14 protein-coding genes are annotated in these 23125 nt (G+C 47.0%); 9 read left to right on the forward strand and 5 right to left on the reverse strand.

Annotation, left to right across the window (positions count from 1 at the left end):
* The first annotated feature begins 1 nt into the window (after window position 1).
* From ccoN to H6570_13660, 7 genes are all read left to right on the forward strand, one after another.
* Window positions 2-2140 (forward strand): cytochrome-c oxidase, cbb3-type subunit I, encoded by a 2139-nt coding sequence (gene ccoN / locus H6570_13630; GenBank protein ID MCB9320318.1) that lies wholly within the window; start codon window positions 2-4, stop codon window positions 2138-2140.
* Window positions 2141-2162: 22 nt separating this feature from the next.
* Entirely contained in the window at window positions 2163-2357 is a 195-nt protein-coding gene (locus tag H6570_13635; protein ID MCB9320319.1) for a hypothetical protein, read from the forward strand.
* 90 nt (window positions 2358-2447) lie between these two features.
* Window positions 2448-3314, forward strand: coding sequence for a c-type cytochrome (locus H6570_13640; protein ID MCB9320320.1), 867 nt, complete (start codon window positions 2448-2450; stop codon window positions 3312-3314).
* A gap of 12 nt (window positions 3315-3326) precedes the next feature.
* Window positions 3327-4763 (forward strand): cytochrome c oxidase accessory protein CcoG, encoded by a 1437-nt coding sequence (ccoG, locus tag H6570_13645; protein MCB9320321.1) that lies wholly within the window; start codon window positions 3327-3329, stop codon window positions 4761-4763.
* A 10-nt stretch (window positions 4764-4773) separates the two neighbouring features.
* Window positions 4774-5208, forward strand: a complete 435-nt coding sequence (locus tag H6570_13650) for a FixH family protein (GenBank protein MCB9320322.1) — start codon at window positions 4774-4776, stop codon at window positions 5206-5208.
* On the forward strand, window positions 5208-5900 hold the full coding sequence (locus H6570_13655; GenBank protein ID MCB9320323.1) for a sulfite exporter TauE/SafE family protein: 693 nt from the start codon (window positions 5208-5210) through the stop codon (window positions 5898-5900). Before H6570_13650 ends, H6570_13655 begins: the two co-directional genes overlap by 1 nt.
* 70 nt (window positions 5901-5970) lie before the next feature.
* Window positions 5971-6762: an NIPSNAP family protein gene (locus H6570_13660; protein ID MCB9320324.1), complete on the forward strand. Its 792-nt coding sequence runs from the start codon at window positions 5971-5973 to the stop codon at window positions 6760-6762.
* 27 nt (window positions 6763-6789) lie between these two features.
* Here H6570_13660 and H6570_13665 read toward each other — a convergent pair whose 3' ends face one another.
* From H6570_13665 to ggt, 3 genes are all read right to left on the reverse strand, one after another.
* Window positions 6790-7701: a hypothetical protein gene (locus H6570_13665; GenBank protein ID MCB9320325.1), complete on the reverse strand. Its 912-nt coding sequence runs from the start codon at window positions 7699-7701 to the stop codon at window positions 6790-6792.
* 185 nt (window positions 7702-7886) lie between these two features.
* Window positions 7887-11948, reverse strand: coding sequence for a response regulator (locus H6570_13670; GenBank protein MCB9320326.1), 4062 nt, complete (start codon window positions 11946-11948; stop codon window positions 7887-7889).
* 436 nt (window positions 11949-12384) lie between these two features.
* Entirely contained in the window at window positions 12385-14097 is a 1713-nt protein-coding gene (gene ggt / locus H6570_13675) for a gamma-glutamyltransferase (GenBank protein ID MCB9320327.1), read from the reverse strand.
* Between the two features lie 233 nt (window positions 14098-14330).
* Here ggt and H6570_13680 point away from each other — a divergent pair, with 233 nt between their 5' ends.
* Window positions 14331-19826, forward strand: a complete 5496-nt coding sequence (locus H6570_13680) for a hypothetical protein (GenBank protein MCB9320328.1) — start codon at window positions 14331-14333, stop codon at window positions 19824-19826.
* Between the two features lie 7 nt (window positions 19827-19833).
* Here the strand turns inward: H6570_13680 and topA are convergent, their stop codons facing one another.
* Window positions 19834-22332: a type I DNA topoisomerase gene (topA, locus tag H6570_13685; protein MCB9320329.1), complete on the reverse strand. Its 2499-nt coding sequence runs from the start codon at window positions 22330-22332 to the stop codon at window positions 19834-19836.
* A gap of 49 nt (window positions 22333-22381) precedes the next feature.
* Between topA and H6570_13690 the strand changes: the two genes are divergently transcribed.
* Window positions 22382-22738 carry a hypothetical protein gene (locus tag H6570_13690; GenBank protein ID MCB9320330.1) on the forward strand — a complete coding sequence of 119 codons (357 nt, stop codon included), beginning with the start codon at window positions 22382-22384 and terminating at the stop codon, window positions 22736-22738.
* On the opposite strand, the gene H6570_13695 is transcribed toward H6570_13690, so the two are convergent.
* Window positions 22735-23115 carry a hypothetical protein gene (locus H6570_13695; GenBank protein MCB9320331.1) on the reverse strand — a complete coding sequence of 127 codons (381 nt, stop codon included), beginning with the start codon at window positions 23113-23115 and terminating at the stop codon, window positions 22735-22737. The genes H6570_13690 and H6570_13695 overlap by 4 nt on opposite strands.
* Window positions 23116-23125 lie beyond the last annotated feature (10 nt).

Consider the following 23125-nt stretch of genomic DNA (forward strand, 5'->3'; position numbering starts at 1 on the left):
AATGGGAAAGATCGAACAATTCAACTATGACAACGGCATCGTGCGTAATTTCGCCGTTGCAACAGCCGTCTGGGGATTGGTCGGGATGCTGGTGGGAGTACTCATCGCATTCCAGATATTCACCCCGGGGCTAAATATGGGGCCTGAGCTGACCTTCGGCCGATTGCGTCCCCTGCACACCAACGCTGCCATCTTCGCTTTCGTAGGTAATGGCATTTTCATGGGCGTGTATTACAGCCTGCAGCGCCTGCTGAAAACAAGGATGTTCAGCGACATGCTTTCCAAGATCCACTTCTGGGGATGGCAGCTGATCATTGTATCTGCGGCATTAACCCTGCCATTCGGGATCACCTCTGCCAAAGAATACGCCGAACTGGAATGGCCGATCGATATTGCCATTGCCGTGGTTTGGATCATCTTCGGTTTGAATATGTTTGGCACCATCCTCAAGCGCCGGGAAAACCACCTGTATGTGGCGATCTGGTTTTACATCGCGACGTGGATTACCGTCACCGTGCTGCACGTAGTGAACAACCTGGAGTTTCCCTGGAGCTGGATTAAGTCCTACCCGGTATTCGCAGGTGTCCAGGATGCCCTGGTACAGTGGTGGTACGGACACAATGCGGTAGCCTTCTTCCTTACAACACCTTATCTCGGGTTGATGTACTACTTCCTTCCAAAAGCAGCCAATCGTCCGGTTTATTCGTATAAGCTGTCCATCGTGCACTTTTGGGCATTGATCTTCATCTACATCTGGGCGGGACCACACCACCTGCTGTACACTTCCTTGCCTGACTGGGCACAGTCTCTGGGTACTGTATTTTCCATTATGCTGATCGCTCCATCCTGGGGTGGTATGCTGAATGGTCTGTTGACCCTGCGGGGGGCCTGGGACCGTGTTCGGGACGATCCAATTCTTAAAATGATGGTGGTCGCAGTGGCTGCTTACGGTATGTCCACCTTTGAAGGACCGATGCTCTCCATCAAATCCATCAATGCCATCAGTCACTACACCGACTGGACCATTGGCCACGTACACATCGGCACACTGGGCTGGAATGGCCTGCTGACCTTTGGTATTCTGTACTGGCTGATACCGAGACTTTATAATACCAAACTCTACTCGGTCAGATTAGCCAATGCCCATTTCTGGATTTCCACGCTGGGTATCGTATTCTATGCATTGCCCCTGTACTGGGCCGGATGGACCCAGAGTCTGATGTGGAAACAGTTTACTCCGGAAGGCTTCCTTCAATACGGTAGTTTCCTGGAGACTGTGACCCAGATCATACCGATGTATATGATTCGTGCATTCGGAGGTACCCTGTATTTCAGTGGGGTTATCCTGATGCTGATCAACCTGTGGAAAACTGCCAAGTCCGGCCATTTGACCGCCAATGAAGCAGCTGAAGCCCCGGCCAGAGAAGAATATGTGGCTCATGCCGGCGAATACTGGCACAAATGGATCGAGCGTAAGCCCATACAGATGCTTATCGCCAGTGCAATACTGATCCTGATCGGTGGTATGGTTGAAATCATCCCGATGCTGACCATCGGAAGCAATATTCCAAAGATTGCCTCGGTAAAACCCTATACCCCGCTCGAATTACAGGGCCGTGACATCTATATCCGCGAAGGATGTATGGGATGCCACTCGCAGATGATCCGCCCCTTCCGCTCAGAAACCGAACGTTATGGGGAGTATTCAAAATCCGGTGAGTTCGTGTATGACCACCCATTCCTGTGGGGCTCCAAGCGGACCGGTCCGGATCTTCAGCGCGAAGGTGGAAAATATCCCGACAGCTGGCACTACTACCATATGATGGACCCGGAAAGCATGAGTGCAGGTTCCATCATGCCTCCCTACCCCTGGCTTGCCCGCCGGGACCTGGACCTGACGTACACTGCCGCCAAGATCAAAACACTGCAAAGTTTAGGCGTACCCTATCCAAAAGGTTATGCTGAGAAGGCGAATGATGATCTGGCAAAACAGGCAGAGGAAATTGCCGCTTCCCTCAAGAAAGATGGTATCGAAGCTGAGAATGTGGCAACCAAGGAAATAGTAGCATTGATCGCTTATTTGCAACGGTTGGGAACGGACATCAAGCCGGCCTCCGGTGCAGTACCAACATCCAATTAATTCATTTTCAAAAGCTAACATTATGTTTAAATACATCATCAACAGCTCCGGAAATGTGAATTGGATGGCCATACTGGCACTCCTTACATTCATGTTCATTTTTGTCATGAGTGTGGTCCTCATCTTCCGGAAGGATAAAAAATACCTGGATCACATGGCACATCTGCCTTTGGATGATGACGAAGATTCCTTTTCCTCCACCACCATAAAGCAATAACAAATGAAAGATCAACATACCTTCAAATACATTTTACCGGCTATACTGCTCCTGGCACCGGGCGTTAACCGGGCACAGGACGCCGCCGCCATGGCCAGCGATCCGGGTAAGACCGGAGACGCCTTCCTTTCATTGATCTACGACAACCTGTTCCTGATCCTGGGAATGCTCGTCGTGGGTGTTGCCATCTGGGTCCTTTACCGGACCAATGAAACACTTACCAAGCTGTATACGTACAATTTATTGCAACAACAGGGCATCAGCCCTGTGGCACCGGAAGCAGCCCAGACACTGCAGGAATCCGGCTGGTCACGGCTGATGAAGCGATTGACCAACCGCGTCCCGCAGGCAAGGGAGAAAGACATCCTTTTTGACCACGATTACGATGGCATCTATGAACTGGACAATGTGCTGCCGCCGTGGTGGTTGTGGATGTTTTACTTTTGCATCGCTTTCGCGGTCGTATACCTGGGGTACTATCACTTCTCCGGCAGTGGATGGAGTTCAAAGCAGGAATACGAAATAGCCATGAAGGAGGCCAAGCAACAAGTTGCTGAATATGTTGCTGCCCAGGGAAACCTGGTGGATGAAAATAATGTTACAGCTAGGACGGATGATGCTGCCCTGGCTCAGGGTAAAGACATCTGGACCGCAAACTGTGTAGCCTGTCATGGTGCAAATGGCGAAGGTGGCGTAGGACCTAACATGACCGACAAATACTGGATACATGGTGGAGATATCAAAGATATATTCCACACCATCAAATACGGTGTACCTGAAAAAGGGATGATCTCCTGGCAAACGCAGCTATCGCCTTCAGCTATGGCGGATGTTGCCAGTTATATCTTAACTTTGCAGGGTACCAATCCTCCTAATCCAAAAGCACCTCAAGGAGACCTGTACAATCCGGAAGGCACCGGTGGAGCAACACCGGCTTCCGGGGTAATTCAAAACTAATTCGAGAAGAGGATGTCTGAGAATACACCGCTGCCAATTGTAGAAGAAGATGACTGGTATAGAGATCACCTGGCTACGGTTGACGAACATGGGAAACGGGTATGGATCTACCCGAAAAAACCAAAAGGAAAATTCACAAATTACCGGACCATTGTTTCGGTAATCCTGCTGGTAGTACTTTTTGGTATGCCCTGGATCAGGGTTCATGGCAATCCTCTCTTTATGTTTAATATCCTGGAGCGGAAATTCATCCTGTTTGGATCCTATTTTCCGCCCCAGGATTTCCATTTGTTTGTATTGGCGATGATCATCATGGTGATCTTCATTGCCCTCTTCACGGTCATCTATGGCCGGATATTCTGTGGATGGATTTGTCCTCAGACCATATTTATGGAGAGTGTCTACCGGAAAATCGAATATTGGATCGAAGGTGATGCCAATGCCCAACGGAGGCTGAACAATGCGCCCTGGTCGGCGTCGAAACTGGCTAAAAAGGTGAGCAAGCAGATCATCTTTTTCAGCATTGCTGTCCTGGTGGCCAATACATTTCTTTCCTATATCATTGGCACGGATCAGGTCCTGGCTATTATCAAAGATCCCGTTTCAAAGCACTTGCAGGGATTCATGGCCATGATCGCCTTTTCCTTTGCATTCTATGGTGTCTTTGCCTTCCTGCGTGAACAGGTTTGTACCACCATCTGTCCTTACGGCCGGCTTCAGGGCGTGCTGCTGGACAAGAATTCTGTGGTCATCACCTACGATTACCTTCGTGGCGAACCCCGCGGTAAGATTCACAAGGCTGTGAAAGGAAAAGAGGAAGAAGCTGCTAAAATGAATGCCCTCCTGGGAGACTGCATTGATTGTAAAATGTGCATCCAGGTATGCCCTACCGGTATAGATATCCGGAACGGGACACAGCTTGAATGCGTCAATTGTACAGCATGTATTGACGCCTGTGACGAAGTCATGACCAAGGTGAACCGACCGACGGGACTGATCCGTTACGACAGTGAAGAAGGCGTGCGGACCGGCGCTAAAAAAATCATGACACCACGTGCCATAGCCTATACGAGTGTGCTGGGGGTGCTGGTATTGCTGGAGATCATCCTGTTTGCCACCCGGACACAGGTGGAAGGATTGCTGCTGCGCACACCGGGGATGTTGTACCAAAAGACCGATGATGGTTACATCAGCAACTTGTACAACTATCAGTTTGTCAATAAAACATCGGACACCCTGGCCCTTGAACTTGAGTTGGTGGGGATCGAAGGCCGCATCAAATGGGTTGGCCACGCACCTTTAGCAAAACCAAACGATGTTACAGAAGGAGCGGTATTTTTAGAATTGCCACCATCAGAACTTCAGGCGGGAAAAAATAAGATCAAACTGCGGGTACTTTCCGGCGACCGTACCGTAGATCAGGTGAGTACCTCTTTCTTGGCACCATAATCGATATTTCATGAAATTCAACTGGGGAACAGGCATTGCCATCTTTCTGGTCTTATTTGTATTGTCACTGGTAGCCGTCCTGGTCAAATCCTTCCAGTACGATCACAGCCTGGTGATAGATGATTACTACAAAGAGGATCTGGCTTATCAGCAACACTATGAAAAGATAGCTAACGAGCAACAAAGTCCGCTATCGGTGGAGATTGACCGGAAAGGACACCAGGTAACCATTGATTTTCCGGTTGAAAATAAAGACATCACCGGGACATTGCAGTTTTACAAGCCCGATAACAAATCCCTGGATTTCAGTTTGCCGGTCAAGACGGATGAACAAAACCGTATGATTGTACCTACCCAGGATCTGCTTGGTGGTCTCTGGCGCATAAAAGTGGATTATACGTCCAATAACGAAGCCTTTTATTACGAGCAGAAAATCGTACTCTGATGATTCTTTGGTCAGCCCTGATATTGGGATTGGCCGGCAGTTTACACTGCGTGGGCATGTGTGGTCCTCTGACCCTGGCGCTGCCTTTTGCACAGGGTGACCGTCCCGCATGGCTACAGGGCATCGTGTATCACAGTGGCCGCATCTTCATGTATGTCCTGCTGGGAGCGTTATTTGGGTTGATCGGCCAGGCCATCACATTAGCAGGTTTCCAGAAATATTTCGCCATCATCGGAGGAACAATCATCCTGCTTGGTGTCTTCACTTCGGTCCGCTATCCTGCTTCCTGGCTGGACCGCATCACCGGGCCTGCGCAACGCAAGATCTCCACAGGCATCGGAAATTTAATCCGCCGGGGCGGCCTGCCTTCCTATTTTGGCATTGGAATGCTTAATGGAATCATTCCCTGCGGTATGGTCTATGCCGCTATCGCACTGGCCATTTCCAGCGAACACATCACCTGGGGTATGGGCGTCATGGCGTTGTTTGGATTAGGCACCTTCCCTCTGCTCTTTGCGCTGGTGGCTTTTCAGTCCCGAATGAAACCTGCCTGGCGGCATACCCTGCGTAAGATCTCACCCTGGACCATGGGATTGTTTGGCGCACTCCTGCTCTACCGTGGGTTGTCACTGGTACTTCCACACGAGATCATACTTTGGGACTCCTTTGTCAACGAAGTTTTTTGTCATTAACCGTGATTTCGTAATTAGGCGTTTCAAGTTTAAATTCCAAACCCTAGTTTCGTATTCAGAACCAACCAATATGAAAGCTTACATCGCCATCTTATTCGTGATCACTCTCAGCGCCTGCCAGCAATCCGAAACCATGCCAGGAAACCAGGCAGATTCCCGGCAGTATTATCATTTGCAAGTTTACACCTTTGCCAATGAAGGGCAGGCAGGACAGACCGACCAGTACTTGCAAAATGCATTATTACCTGCTTTAAAACGTCAACATGTCGGTCCGGTAGGCGTATTTAAAAACCGTCTGAACGAAGTTGACACGGTGGCACATACCTATGTATTACTGCCATTGACATCACTGGACCAATTAAACACCATCCAGCAATCGTTAGCCAACGACAGCATCTACCTGGCCAACGGCTCAGGTTATCGGGGTGCCTCTTACGATATGCCGCCCTATCTACGGTTTGAATCCATTCTTTTGCATGCCTTTCCGGACTGGCCAGAAATGAAAATGCCTGATCTTCAGGGCCCTCGTGCTGATCGTATCTACGAATTGCGTAGCTATGAATCTCCTACGGAAGCCTATGGTGAAAATAAGATCGAAATGTTCAATGCCGGTGGTGAAGTCCGGTTATTTGACCGGTTAGGTTGCAATGCCGTATTTTATGGACAGGTGGTTTCCGGCTCTCGCATGCCGAACCTGATGTACATGACCACGTATGCCGATTCGACGAGCCGCAAAGACCACTGGGATGCCTTTTTCGGCTCACCGGAATGGAAGGACCTGATCGCCAATCCGCACTATGAGCATAACGTCAACCACGCCGACATCTGGCTCTTGTACCCTACGGAATACTCAGAATATTGATAAGGGGATAAGAATCCATTTAATACCTTATAGCAAGGTTGATGTAAACAATCTATTAAGGTAAAATGCAATCAACTGGTTTTCTTTCGGAAAAAGGTAAACATCCTTATGGCGAAAGTCTATGGCAACAGTCATTTGCCTCAAAAATTCATATCCAAGTATCCCATCAGAGTTCTTACCAGGGTGCCTGAGATTATAATCATTTAACTGCGAAATTACCGTTTCCATTGGATCAAGGATCCACAATGCAATTGGCAAATTCCGAATAAATGCGTGTTCTTTTATAATACCCCCGGAACCAAATGCAATCAGTCTTATCTTACCACTTTGTACAAGAAAATCTCTTAAATCTTGATTACAATGCTCGTCCAAGACATTAATAGACGCACCACTATCTAAATTCCATCTATAGGATTTCCCATTGAGTGTCGTTACGATATAAGGATTTAAACCATTAAACTGAAATTTCACTGAATATCCATTGGATTTCTGAGAATAAGATTTACCATTGATAAAAATCATATGATTTCGAGAATAATCCAGTATCAGGGTACCATCCTTAAATATTTTAGTGCCAATTAAGCCCAATATTGGCCTCTTTATTTTCTTTTCAATCAAATGCAAATCTGTAATTAAGGCATAAAATGAGGATAGCTCAATAGAGTTAAATGAAAAATCAACGTAACAGAACTCTGATTCTGCTTTAACTCCATTGATTCCTTGAATGTAACTGTTACTCTTTTTACCCTGATAATATTTAGAATTCAAAACGAGATCGCGAATTCCGGTATCTAGAATGAAATTACCATAATTACCATCTACTTTGGCATGAACAACGACTAGTTTACCTACAATTTCATATTTTAAGGTATCTAAGTTTATGGGATACCTTCTTCCTACTGAGGTAAGTAGGAGTAACAAAATAAATGCACACTTCATAATTGAGGATTTTAATATGACTTAAAATATCCTCCGCCAGCGAAGTTGCTAGCAATGTGCTATGATTCGAGTGTTTACAGGTTATTTATTGTTCCAATTTTTTAGGAAAATGAATGAATATGTTCCTTTTTATTAGTAATAGTTACAAAATAGATCTTTTAAACATATCAGTAAATGCGAGTTCATTACTTTTTATAACTGCTAGGTGGTTGACCCATAACCTGGACAAAATCCTGAGAGAAATGGCTACGATTAATGTATCCTACTGCATACCCAACTTCCGTAACATTCATATCCGTGGTTAACAACAATTCCTTTGCCTTTTGCATACGGTAATTCCGGATGAATTGGGATGTGGACGAGTTGGATATCGCCTTTAACTTACGGTGAAGTTGAGTTCTGCTGATACCAAGTGCCTGACACAACTCTGGAACACCAAATGATTCACTATCCAGGTTAGTTTCCAAAACCAAATGAATTTTTCGGATAAACCTTTCTTCCACTTCGTTGATTTGTTGGGGTTTAATTTCTCTCAACTGGTCAATTTGAGCCAAGCTCTTTTGTAATTGTTCTCTAATTTTCAATTGCTGAGAAATGATTATCTCCAACTCCTTGGGATTAAATGGCTTTGTTAAGAATGCGTCAGCTCCTTTTAACAATCCTTCCAGTCTGGATTCCTCATCCGCCTTTGCAGTCAAAAGAATGATCGGAATGTGACTCGTCCTTTCATCTGTTTTCAAGGCATCTACCAACTCATAACCATCTTTCTTGGGCATCATGATATCTGAAATAATGATATCTGGAATATGCTTAAATGCCTTATCAGCGCCAGATTCACCATCCGGTGCAGTTATGACTCGATACTTGGTTTTAAGTAGGCCTGAAATATAGGTTTGCACATCGGGGTTATCCTCTATTATTAATGCCAATGGATAGTCCAGATTGGCTTCACTGCTACTTTCTGCACTCCTTAACTCTAAATGGGGAGCAAGACCGGAAAATCCAGAATTTGCTGTACTCCATTGATTCTCCTTTATTTTGGCGTTATGATGAATTGGAATAATTATAGTAAATTGCGTTCCTTCACCCAACTTGCTATTAACCAAAATATTGCCACCAAGCAATGTCACATATTCCTTTACCAAAGCAAGTCCAATTCCAGTCCCTCCATACTTTCTTGTTGAAGAATCATCGGTTTGATAAAACCGGTTGAAAATTTTCGACAATCCTTCTTCGGCAATACCAATACCCGTGTCCTTCAAATGAATAATGCAATTCTTATCCAATCTACTCTCAGAATCCTGCTCAACTATTAAATACACCTGGCCACCAGGATCGGTAAATTTAATGGCATTATAAACCAGGTTGGTAAGAATGAGTTGGAATTTATCAGGATCAAAATCCATCATTAAACTGGAATTATTGGCAATCAGATGAAATTGAATATCACATTGACTCGCTAATGCTGTATAGGTTTCACTTAAATATTTAATGTATGCAATCAGATCTCCCTGTATCCAGTGAAGGTTTAATTTTCCAGATTCAATCTTGGCCAAATCCATCATCTGATTTACCAAATCCAGTACCTGACCAGTATTTCTTTTAATCATCGCCAATCCATCACGAAACCAAATTTCAGGCTCTTTCAAAATTTGATCTACCATTCCAGAAATAACAGTAAGCGGCGTGCGAAATTCATGGGTAATATTGGTGTACATCCGTGATTGCATCGTATTTATGATGCGCATCTGTTGGGCTTCTGCCCTGGCCAATCGGCGGCCGATGTGATAAGAATAAAAGACAAAAATCAAACTTATCAATATTGATAAATAAAGCAGCTTTGACCACCAACTCCAATACCAGGGAGCTAAAATTTGTATAGGTAGTAAATTTGGTTGGTTACTCCATTGGTTTTCCTGATCGGTTGCCCATACCTTTAATGTAAAATTGCCTGGCGATAAATTAGTGAATACTGCCTGATTATCTCCAGGTTTGAGAAAAACCGTGTCTTTTTGGTACCCAGTGAGTTGGTATTTATATCGGACCTTTCTCGAGATACTATAATCCAGACAAGATAACTCAATGGAAAAATCATTCATATTATGGGGCAAAGTAAGCGATTTCAGATAGAGCATTGATTTGGGTAATGTGAACGACAGCGTATCTGAAGAATTTGCTGCGATTGGGACAGAATGGTTTTTTATCCTCAGATCAGAAAATAATAATTCATACTTATTCGAAATGTGCTTGAAATTCGAAGGATTCACCACATATATTCCACCCGAGGTGCCCAAATATAAATATTCAAGACTATCGGACGAGAAGGAGCCATCCAGTGATGACCGCAATCCTCGAATATTGAATGCCTCCATCATTTCACGATCCGGATCAAGCCTGGTGATTTTATCCGATTCAATGCTCCAATAATTACCGGATAAATCCTGATGAACAGCTCCAACCACGTTTGGAAAACTAGCTTGGAGTATTAAGTTCCCCTGATCATCGACATAATAAAAATTAGTTTGATTCTGGAATGGAATAACCAGTCTGTCTCTATTGTCAATATAAAAGTGCGGAACATGACTGCCCACCAAAATACTATTTCCAAATTCCGGAAACTGTTTTAGGCTCCCATTCAAGGCGTCAAACCAAACGAGACCACTGGAACCTCCGGTAAGGAAAAAATGATCTTCTGAATCGCCAAGCAAGGCCATTGGGATCATTGAAATATGGTTCGCCTCCCATTGTTTGTGTGAAAGCGCCAGATTTATTTGAAAAGGTTGCAGTTTTATTTGGTATAATCCACTCGGCTCAAAAAACCACAATTCCTTACTGTTTTTAACCCACAGGGCTTCCGCACCGACACTATCATTGCTTATGGGTGGATAATCATCAGCAATGAACACCATTTTATTATTATCATCGTCATAATAGAAAACACCTGAACTAGCAACAACCCACATAACACCCCGATCATCCTTCTGCACATTGTATGACAATCCACCGGGCAGGAAGTTCTGATATTGGTCAGTTGTTAAATTATAGGCAAAAGTCCCAGCGCTCTGAGTTGCAGCCCAAAGGTTACCACTATTATCAAATATTAATTTATTAATTCCCCCATCAAAGGAAAGTGTTTTTTGGTCTTCAACGGTTTGATTTAAACTTAAAAAATATATTTGATTATGATACAGAGGAATTCTGGAAATACCAGTTGTGGTCGAAATCCATAAATTACCCTGGTCATCTTCCATGAGTGAAAAGGTCTTGTTATTTTGCAGACTGTGCGGGTTCAGTGGGTCGAATTGGAAGTGACTGAAAGCATTTTTTTTTGGGTTAAAGCAAAACAGTCCAACTCTTGATGCAAACCAAATATTCTGGTTATGATCGATATGAATATCCCAAACCAGAATTGCATTTGATTTGATGATTGGAATATCTAGGCTGTCTACTTTTAACGATACGGGATCGATCCGGTAAATACCTCCCCATGTTGCCATCCAAATATATCCTTTATCATCTTCTGCGAATCCGTTTACAGCTTCACTAAATGAGCCCATAAATGGATAACTGATTTGTTCCGCTGTTCCATCATCCGGGTTTAATAAATAAAGGCCTCCCTTTTCATTCCCTAAGGCACCTATCCAAATTCTTCCATGTGAGTCCTCAAAAAAACCGAACAAAGAAACCGGAACTCCATCCGGGCTTAAATCCACCACATAATGACTTACCGAATCTCGTGGAGGATTAATGCGATACAAACCATCAAATCGGGAACGTACCCATAGGTTATTGTTTTTATCCTCCAGAACTTCAAATATTGTTAACGATGTTCCTTTGGAGGAATCCAAAACAAACGGGCTAAATCGTTCTTCTTCCGGATTAAATCTCCAAACCCCAGCTGAACCTGTGCTTACCCACAATTCACCATTGTGATCTTCTATAACTCCGGACAAAGAGTTAATTCCGGAAGTATTATCACCAGGTACAATTTCGAATAATCGAAAATATTGCCCATCGTATCGAACCAATCCACTTTCCGTAGCCATCCAAATGAGCCCAAGATGATCCTGGATCATTTGCCATGCCTTCTTTTCAGGTAGTCCGTCTGACTGGCTAAAATTTTCAAATACCAGATGGGATTGCAACACCTCTTCCCGAGTTCGAGATATTACTTCTTGTCCATAAATCTGCAATGCTGTTAAACAATAAACAGTAAGTAGAATCCGCCAGCGTAGTAAAATTTTCATGGTTGGTACTTTAGGCATGATACAAGCCTCTAACTCAACCCCTCAATAAGACATAGAAATACCTTGAAAGTAAATAAGTTACAATGAATTTTCATTCCCTGCAAATCAGCTTGTTATCCAACGGATAAAGTAACTGGATCCACACAATATTTTCTTTAGCTATTGTTCCAAAGGTTTATACGATGTTCCAGTCTTGCTTAATGAATTAGAAATGACCTAATTTGGGCATTGTCCACCATCCATTTTAGGTTTCCTATCTGTATTATCACGGATAGCGAAAACAATGAGACAGACACAACCTTCTTTCTCCTGAAAAGGTAGCTAGCTAATAGGTATAATACAGACTTCACACCTCACCTCAAATCCGAAATCTCAAATCCGAAATCTTAAATCCTCAATCTCAAATCCTCAATCTCAAATCCTCAATCTCAAATCCTCAATACCCCTCTGCATGATCATCTCCCCGGGTATCCGCAGCACCTACCAGGGTGCCGTCAGGCTGGCGCATAATCGCATCCACCCGGCCGATATTGCCACGTATGTTCAGTTCGTAACCCATTTCCCGTAGTCCTTTCATGGTAGCTGCGGGCAAGGAGTCGGGCTCCAGGAAGACAAAGTCGGGCTTCCACTGGTGGTGAAAGCGGGTGGACTGGACAGAGGCATCCATGGTCATCCCGAAGTCTACCGCATCAACAATCATCTGGAAGACGGAGGTGATGATGGTGGAGCCTCCCGGCGATCCGACCACCATGAACAGTTTTCCGTCTTTGGCGACGATCGAGGGGGTCATCGAGCTGAGCATGCGTTTGCCGGGACTGATGGCATTTGCCTCCCCACCTACCAGTCCGAACATATTCGGCACACCGGGCTTGGAAGAGAAATCATCCATCTCATTATTGAGCAAAAAGCCGGCTCCGGCCACCACGGTCTTACATCCGTAACCGCCATTGAGGGTGGTGGTCACCGCGACGGCATTGCCGTCTTTATCCACCACTGAAAAATGGGTGGTCTGTTCACTTTCTTTCGGTGCGGGTGTCCCGGCGGATATGGCATCGCTGGGGGTAGCGTGCACCGGGTCAAAGTCTTTCATGCGCGCTTGATTGTATGCCGGATCGATCAGGCCATTGATAGGCACTGGGTAAAAATCCATGTCTCCCAAATGCTCGGCCCGGTCAGCATATACCCTGCGTTCCGCTTCAACCATAACATGAACGGCCTCCGTCGACTGAAAACCATAATCAGCCAGCGGGAAGGTCTCGACCGATTCCAGCAACTGCAACAATGCAATCCCGCCGCTGGAAGAAGGAGGCATCGTGATCACCTGATACCCACGGTAATCGCCAACAAGCGCACTGCGCCATTGTGCATGATAATCCTGCAGATCCTGATGGGAGATGATGCCATGACCGGCTTGCATCTCGGCCACGATAAGGTCCGCTGTTTTACCGGCATAAAAGCCATCGCGTCCCTGGTCTCTTATCCTGATCAGCGTCTGAGCCAGGTCCGGCTGGATTAACAGGTCTCCCTCCTTCCAGGCTGAGTCGCGTACAAATATCGGTTTGGTCGTATTGTATTTGGTAAATGATTCCCTGGCTGAATTAAGATTATTCGCCTGTCTTTCGGTAAGGTGAAATCCTTTTTCTGCCAGGTCGATTGCCGGCTGAATCAGCTTTTTGAAATCTTTCAACTGGGAATACCGTGAAAAAGCTTCCAACATACCATCCACGCTACCCGGAACCCCTGATGCAAGATGGCCATTCAGGCTGAGTCCGGGAATGACTGCCCCCGTACTGTCCAGATACATATCCCGGCCAGCGGCTGCAGGAGCCTTCTCCCGGTAATCCAATGCGTCGGTATGTCCATCTGCCTGACGAATGAGCATAAACCCACCACCACCGATGTTACCCGCAACCGGGTAGACTACCGCCAGGGCAAACTGAACTGCAATCGCTGCATCTACCGCATTACCTCCCGCCTTCAGGATTTCAGTGCCCACCTGGGAAGCAACCGGATGGGCGCTCACGACCATTCCCTGTTTATCCTGAGCTACCTTACTAATCGTATATCCACCCCACACCGGGGATGCCTGGCGGCACCCGGTATTTAACAGGAATAATACCAATCCAAATAGAGAAATAATCCGCTTCATTCCAGCCTGTTTTCTTTGCTTCTCAAGATACATAAATCACCGAAATAGCCCCTTGAATAAAGGCTGCTGACAATTTTAAGGATTGTACACAATACGGATCTACGAAGTATGGTTTCTCAACCGTAGTGATATTTCTTCAACGCTTGGTTTGGATCCATCAGACAACACTTGACTGCAAGGATTTTAAAACCCGCCACTGAAAAAACGCTACTTTTATTAGGTAAATCTAGCTTATGAAATTCTTGGCGCAACCCCTCCTTCTCGGTTTCTTTTTCCTGATATACGCCTGCCAGAAACAATCCAGCCCCACCGGAGTTGAGAGCTCCCATCCACTCATTGTACAATATACCTCCGGGCCAGTTAACCCGGACCAGCCGATCAGGATCCGTTTTAAGCAAGGTTTTCTTGTGGACCAGGTGGCTTCTTCCATTCACCTTACAGGCGGAACCGGATTTCACGCCATAGCTCTGGACAGCCTGGAAATTCAGGTTAGCCCGGATCCGGCGTGGCCGAAAGGCGGGACCATCACCATGCAATTGAATATGCGTCAACTTTTTGGCAATACGTTGACCGGACAGGATCGTACCCAGCTGACATTCGGCGTGAAGGAACAGCATATGTCTGTCATCTCCAATGGATTGACCGTTCCGGATGTCCTGGATGCGGATAATATGGCATTAGGCGGTAGCGTACAACTGGCCATACCGGAATCAGGCACTGCCGTAGAAGAATTGATAACTGCTAGTCAGGGTACCACACCGCTGGCAATCAACTGGCAACATCAGGGGCAGTATCATTCCTTCCTGATCGAAGGAATCAAACGCGAAAATACCGCGAGCGTTGTAACACTTGCCTGGAGCGGTAAGGAGATCCAGTCTCCGGACCAGGGCAAACTCACCATCGATGTACCAGCCAAAGGAGCGTTTATCGTACTGGGAGCCAACGTGGAAGCAGGTAGTCCCCCCTCCGTTAAAATCACTTTTTCCGATCCCCTCAATACAGGTCAGGACTATACAGGTCTGGTGTACCTGCAAGGTCAGGATCTGAACTACCGTTACCAGACCGATGGAAATCAATTGTGGCTCTATCCGGATAAAAACATCAAAGACGTCCAGCAGTTGGTCATTGATGGCAACGTAGAGAATGTCAGCAAAAACCGGTTTGGCACCTCTCAAACCCTTCAGGTGCGCTTTGATGCTGTGGCACCTGCTATTCATCTCCTGAGCAAAGGCGCCATCATACCTCAGACCAATCAGGCCCTCTTCCAGTTTGAAGCGGTCGCCTTGAACAAAATAGATGTGGAAATTTATCAGGTCCACGAATCCAACATTTTACAATTTCTCCAGGTGAATACCTTGTCAGGAAATAATGAACTGGACCGGGTTGCAGACAGGATGCGCACGGTAACACTCGATCTTACCAAGCAAGTGAATACCCCTGAACTGGATACCTGGACGACATATCAGGTTGATCTCACCCCCTATTTCGCCGAACAACCTCATGCATTCTACCAGATCCGGCTGAGTTTCCGGCCGGAATATGCACGGACTGCATGCACCATGGATTGGATTTCTGAAATAGATCCCTCACTGCAAAGTCCCTGGGAATATGGCTATTTTGGTGCCCTGGGTTATTATCCAAATTTCTGGGACGAGCGTGATGACCCTTGTCGGCCGGCCTTCTACAACGATGAGCATTTCCTGCAACAGACTTTACTGGCAACCCAAATAGGATTGTTGGCTAAACGCAGTGACGATGGTGAATTGTTCGTCGTCACCACCGATCTGCCTACTGGAAAACCGCTTCCAAATGTAGATCTGCGGCTATACACTTTTGCCCAGCAGGAAATAACCAGTTTACGTACCGATGCGGATGGCTTTGCGCGCTATACCTCTGATGGGGACCACCTGCCTGTATTTATCACGGCTAAACTTAATCAGGACCAGGCCTACCTCAATTTACTTCCAGGCCAGTCCATTTCCCTTAGTCAATTCGATGTCAGCGGCGTGACCCGGGCTGATGGCTTGCAATGTTTTATCTATGGTGAGCGAGGAGTCTGGCGCCCTGGCGACACTCTCTTCCTGCACGCCATCATGGAAAATGCCTCGACCAGCCTGCCTGAAAATTATCCTCTCCGGGTAAGCTTGATGGATCCCCAGGGTAAACTCGTACAGGAAAAGACGCAACTCGACCACTCGGGTCCGATCTATCCCATACAACTGGTTACCTCACCGGATGCACCTACTGGAAACTGGGAAGTAACCGTTCGTGCGGGAGGAGCAATTTTTGCTAAAACGGTAAAGATCGAAACCATCAAACCGAACCGGATCAAAATGGAGCTTGAAGGTTTGCCGGAAGACATTCTGGCAGCCAATACGCCCATCACGCTAAAGGCGTCATGGCTTTTTGGCTCACCGGCCCGAAATCTTGATGCGAAAGTGGAGCTGTCCACAAGGCCTATGCAAACGGTGATTCCCGGATTTAGTCAGTACAATTTTGATGACCCCGGCAGACGTTCCAACGCCATATCGGATGAAACCGTATTGTTTGACGGCACCTTGAATGACGGAGGTCAGACATCATTCGACGTAAAAACAAACTTTAATCAGGCTGTCGGCGGTATGGTCAAGGCAGAGCTGATCACCCGGGTCTTTGAACAGAGTGGCGATTTCAGCACCCGGTATCTCACCCGCATCATCAGCCCTTATTCCAGTTATGCCGGAATCCTCATTCCGGCAGATGAATATGGTTCCAAACGGTTTGATAAAGGTAAGGAAGCTAAAATATCGGTCATTAACGCGGATGCATCCGGCAAAGCTTTGCCTGGCAGGAAACTGGATGTAGCCATATACCAGGTGGGCTGGTCCTGGTGGTACGAAAGTGACGACGACCGGTTTTATCGCTATTCCAACGGGAACGAAGAAACCGCCATTTTTTCCACCCAGGTGACGACTGATCGCAATGGACAAGCCTCGATCAGCTGGACGCCTGATCAAACGCAGGGATATTTTATCCGGGTCTGTGATAATGCCAGCGGTCATTGTGCAGGTGACGTATTTTATGTGGGTTATCCCTGGGATGATGACGAACACAGCGGCACCTCCTACCTGACCTTACAAACCAATGAAAAACGTTATGAAGTAGACGACCAGATCGAGGTGGAAATTCCGGTCAGCCATCCAGGAAAAGTCCTGATCACGGTAGAGCGCCAGGACAAAGTCCTGAGTGCCCAATGGTTTGATGCTTCTACCGGCAATCAAAAGATCCGGATACCTGCCCTGGCTTCCTATGCGCCTTTTGCTTACATCTCGGTGGTATTGCTGCAAGGCACGGTAAGGGACAATGACCTGCCCATCAGAAGCTTTGGTGTCATTCCGGTGGAGGTCTACTATCCGGAAAGGCGTCTTGATCCGGTCGTTAGCGCCCCCGCATCGGTCCGGCCCGAGGTACCATTCACTATCAAAGTTAACGAAGGTTCCAAACGGGAAATGCAGTACACGGTGGCTATCGTGGATGAAGGATTACTGGATCTGACCTCGTATTCAACTCCGGATCCGTATTTATTTTTCAACCGTAAAGAAGCTTTGGGCGTCCAGACCTGGGATGTTTACGATCAGGTCATCGCATCCTTTTTTCAGGGTGGGCGGCTATTGGCTATAGGAGGTGACGGCGCTGCAACCGTAAACCCGGGAAATCAGGAAATGCGGTTCAAACCTGTTGTCCGCGTGCTGGGCCCCTTTACCTGCGCTCCCGGAAAAACCAATTCCCATGAGGTGACCATCCACAATTATATTGGCTCGGTCCGGATCATGGTGGTTGCCGCTAGTGAAGCACAAGCCTACGGTCACGCAGAGCAGGCAGTTAAGGTCGAACAGCCCCTGATGGTTCTGGCCACCGCACCCCGCAAGTTAAGTCCTGGTGAAGAAGCGTATTTGCCGGTCAATTTATTTGCCAGTGATAAAGCTTTGGGAGCTACGCAGGTCAATGTCAGTGCCTCATCGCCGCTGATTCATTTCACCCGTTCAGATGCATCCATGAACATTTCACAGCCCGGTGATGCCGCAACAGATTTCTCATTTACCGTTGCAGACCAAATAGGGCAAAGCACCCTGACCATCGAAGCGAAACATGGGTCTGAAAAAGCGATTCAAACCCTTACCATTCCGGTCAAGAATCCCAATCCTTATCTGACCAGGCTTTCGGAGGCCATCATTCAGGCCGGAGGAACCCAGCTTCTGCAAACTGAATTGCCAGGGATGAACGGTACCAATACAGCAACATTGGAGCTGTCAACGATGCCGGCGCTTAACCTGCAACGACGGCTGGAGTACCTCATCCACTACCCTTATGGATGCGCGGAACAGACCACTTCAAGTGCATTTCCACAGCTGTATTTATCTGAACTGGCAGACCTTTCCCCGACACAAAAAGCATCGATTACAACCAATGTTCTGGCCACCATTGACCGCCTCAAGCAATTTCAGCATGCAGACGGGGGCTTCACATTCTGGCCCGGGGCCACCTATATGGACGAATACATAACCTCCTATGTAGGTCATTTTTTATTGCTGGCTAAAAGCCTGGGATACCCGGTTCCGTCCAATATGATGGATCGCTGGAAGAAGATCCAACGCCGGTGGAGCAATACCTGGAGTCCATCGCAAGAAAAGACAACAGGTGGTTATGCTTATGGCAGCTCCATACAGATCTACCGTCTATACACACTGGCCCTTGCAGGTGATCCGGACGTCGGGTCCATGAACCGGCTCCGGGAATCCACGGCGATAACTCCACAGGACTTTTACCGGCTGGCTGCAAGCTATGCATTGGCAGGCAGGGTCAGGGAAGCAACCAAAATGCTGACAGGTAAAAAACCGGTTGTTCTGGCCAGCCCAGACTGGAGCAGCACCTATGGCGACGAGCTTCGCGACCAGGCGCTCTTACTGGATGCACTTCGCATCATCGGAATGGAAAACGACGCAGCCGCCATGGCCAAGACCGTGGCCGAAGCATTAAATTCCGCCAAATGGTATTCAACCCAATCCCTGGCTTATGCTTTGCAAGCGGTTACCAGTTATTACCTTGATGACAAATCCAGCAGTGGAGGCATGAATGCAACCGTTCAGTATCAAGGGAAAACAGCACAAAACATCCAGTCTGAGCGGCCACTATTTGTTTATGAATTGTCACCCTCTCAGCTCTCAACTAACCAAATATCCGTACAAAACAACGGGCAAAAGACCCTGTTTGCAAAATGGATCATTACCGGGAAACCGCTTGATGAACCGCAAATGCAACTTGCTCAGAAAGTTAGTTTGAATATCAGTTATCTGGATCTCGACGGCAAACCACTGGATCCGGCACAAATCAAACAAGGAACCGACTTTAAGATCGTAGCGAAAGTAACCCATCAAACCGGGCTTCGCTCAATGATACGGGATCTGGCCCTTACCATCGGTGTTCCGTCCGGCTGGGAAATATTACCGGTAAGATTGAGCGCCATCGATGCAACCACAGAACTGAATTACGATTATCAGGATATCCGTGATGACCGTGTAGATACCTTCTTTGATCTTGATGCCGGGCAGTCCAAAACCTTTACGATACTGGTACATGCCGCGTATGCCGGTCGATTCCGGTTGCCTACTCAGTTGGTAGAAGCCATGTATGACCATTCGATCCAGGCAACGGTACCGGGTGGATGGGTTGAGGTAGCCCGGAAAGAATAGGGCAAGTTTATTTCTGGGCTTCCTTGACGATGGTCAACACTTGCTCAAGTGTAAGTGATTTTGCTTTTTCAGCATCAACCTTTTCACCATCGATCTTGGGGATCTTAATGATCGCACGGCCCTGACGTATAAATGGACCCCACCGGCCATTTTCAATGCTGAGTTTTTGTTCCGGCCATTGCTGGATATACCGATTATTCTCTTTCTCCACCTTTGCCTTGATCAGCTCTATGGCTTCCTTTTCGGTGATGGTGTCCAACGAATATTTCCTGGGCACATTAACGTAGAGGTCTTCCCATTTCACAAAAGGACCGAAACGGCCTTTACCTTTCGTGATCGGTTTACCCTGATAACTGCCAAATGGTGCATCCTGGTTGATACGTTCATGGATGACACGTTCAGCTTCCTCCTGATCCACCTTCAACGGATCGGTACCCCGTGGCAACGAGATGAAGGTCTCACCCCATTTAACATATGGTCCAAAACGACCTACGCCAACGGTAACTTCCTGATCCCGGAAATTGCCCATGGTTTTCGGTAGTTTAAAGAGGTCCAATGCCTCATCCAGTGTCACGGTCTCAATGGACATTCCGGTTCGCAAATTGGCGAACTGCGGCTTGCCCTCTTCACCCACTTCTTCGCGTGAACCGATCTGAATGACCGGTCCAAAACGAGTCACCCGGGCAGATACCGTCAGGCCGCTGGCAGGGTCCGTACCGAGAATACGTTCTCCTGTAGCCCGGTTGGCGTTTTCCAGTGTCTGCTCCACCAGTTCGTGAAATGGGTCGTAAAAATGCTCCAGCATGGAGCGCCATTCGCGCGAGCCGGATGCTATCTGGTCAAATTCTTTTTCAATATCGGCAGTGAAACCATAATCCATGATCTTCTCAAAATGCTCCGAGAGAAAATCACTGACAACCATGCCCATGTCCGTTGGATACAAACGGTCTTTGGTGGCACCGGTAATTTCAGACTTCGATTCACTTTTGATTTGTCCGTTTACCAGTGTGAGGACAGCATAGGGACGTTCCACCCCCGGCCGGCTATCCTTAACCACATATCCCCGGCCTTCTTCCATAATTTTGGTTATGGTTGGAGCATAAGTGGAGGGACGACCAATACCCAATTCTTCCAGTTTTTTTACCAATCCGGCTTCGGTATATCTTGCCGGAGGTTTGGTATAGCGCTGGGTGGCATCGATGAAATTGCAACTGAGGATCTGACCTACCTTCAGGGGAGGCAGCATGCTGCCGTGATCGTCCTCTTCTTCATCATCCTTGGATTCCAGATATACCTTTAAGAATCCATCAAATTTCAATACTTCACCTTCGGCTTCAAAAAATTTTCCGGGAAGATTGGAGATGGCAATATCTACGATGGTTTTCTCCAGCCGGGCGTCGGCCATCTGAGATGCCATTGCCCGCTTACGGATCAAATCGTATAGCCTGACCTGGTCACGATCGCCAGATACGCTTTCATTTTCTACGTAGGTAGGCCGTATTGCTTCGTGGGCCTCCTGAGCCAGTTCCTGTTTGCTGCGGAACTGCCTGGTTTTTACATATTCTTTCCCATACTGGCTTTCGACCAGACCGGCGATCTGACTAAGCGCCAGGTTGCTGAGCGTGGTCGAATCCGTCCGCATATAGGTGATATGTCCCGCTTCATAGAGCCGCTGAGCAGCGATCATGGTTCGGCTTACCGAGAAGCCCAGCTTCCGGCTTGCTTCCTGCTGAAGCGTTGATGTCGTAAACGGAGGTGCCGGCTTGCGATAAGCAGGTTTAACTTCAATGGAATGAATGGTATACTGGCTGGCCTTTAATTTTTCTAGGAAGGCCCTGGCTTCCGGTTCAGAATTAAAATTATCCGTATAGGTCGCTACCAGCTCCACATCCTTTCCCTGACCGTTCTTGACTGTAAAGTGAGCCTTCACTTTAAAGTACGCCGAACTGTCAAACTGGTTTATCTCCCGCTCCCGTTCGACGATCAGTTTTACCGCAACCGATTGTACCCTGCCGGCGGACAATTTGTTCTTGACTTTTCTCCACAGCAATTCGGAAAGTTCAAACCCGACCAGCCGGTCCAGGATCCGGCGTGCCTGCTGAGCATTCACAAGATTGACATCCACATGTCGGGGAGTCTCTATGGCCTGTTGAATGGCAGGTTTGGTGATCTCGCGAAAAACGATCCGTTTGGTCTGCTTTTCATCCAGGTCCAGGACACGGCAGAGGTGCCAGGAGATGGCTTCCCCTTCCCGGTCTTCGTCCGTCGCCAGCCAGACTTCGTCAACCTTTTTCACCCAGTCTTTCAGCTCCTTGACTACCTTTCTCTTTTCTGGAGAAACCGTGTAGGTGGGTTCAAATTTCTTCTCGATGTTGACGCCTTTATCTCCTTTGGCCAGATCACGGATGTGTCCGTAACTGGATTTAACGGTAAAATCCTTACCGAGAAATTTTTCAATGGTTTTGGCTTTTGCTGGAGACTCGACTATCAATAAGTTTTTCGTCATGGCGCTTTTTTAGAACGTCTTGAGGTGCAAATGTAATATTTATCGGAAAATGCGCAGGCCTGTGATTGTACACCGGCAAATGTACTACCTTCAGGCCATAAAGCAGAAACCATTGAATGCATCACATCGTTTGATCCTTCTGGAGGTAGGCATTGCTGAGGCTATTCTGCTCATCGGTCTGTGGTTTCTGAATGAATATGCTGCTTCTTTACTCTCCTGGATCATTCCCGCATTGTGTACCGGTATTCTGGTGATTTCCCTGATCGTTGAATGGGTGGAGCGGTCATCGGTGCCCCGTTGGTACTATTGGCTGATGGCCGTTGTCGGATTGATACCCCTGCTGGTATTCGTATTCTTTTTCTTCCTGCAAGAGGGACGCCTGGAATGGATGCAGAGTCCGTTTTAATTGGCCTCGTGTTCAGAATTGATCTTGCGCATCACAAACCGGAATGGTATGGTCTGGATACTGGTTGCCAGGATCATGGTATCCGGGATCATTTTTTCAACCTTAAAATCTATTTCACTCTGATCGGGCCGGACCTGTTTGATCATCGCATCGTTGACTGAAAAGAGCGATGTCTCGTCTTCACCCAGATAATTTGAAGTCATCGTGCCGTTATCGCCAAATTCAAAATAAGCACCGTTCAACGTTTCCGTTTCTTTCCCGTTACGTTCTGCACTAACTACTTCCCAGGCCCCGACTACCATTGCTGATGAAACATGGGGATCCCGATTACAGGAAACAAGAGTCAGCACAAACAAGCATAAAACAACAATTCTCATAGAAAGTCAA

The sequence above is a fragment of the Lewinellaceae bacterium genome, assembly GCA_020636135.1.
Lineage (GTDB): Bacteria > Bacteroidota > Bacteroidia > Chitinophagales > Saprospiraceae > JAGQXC01.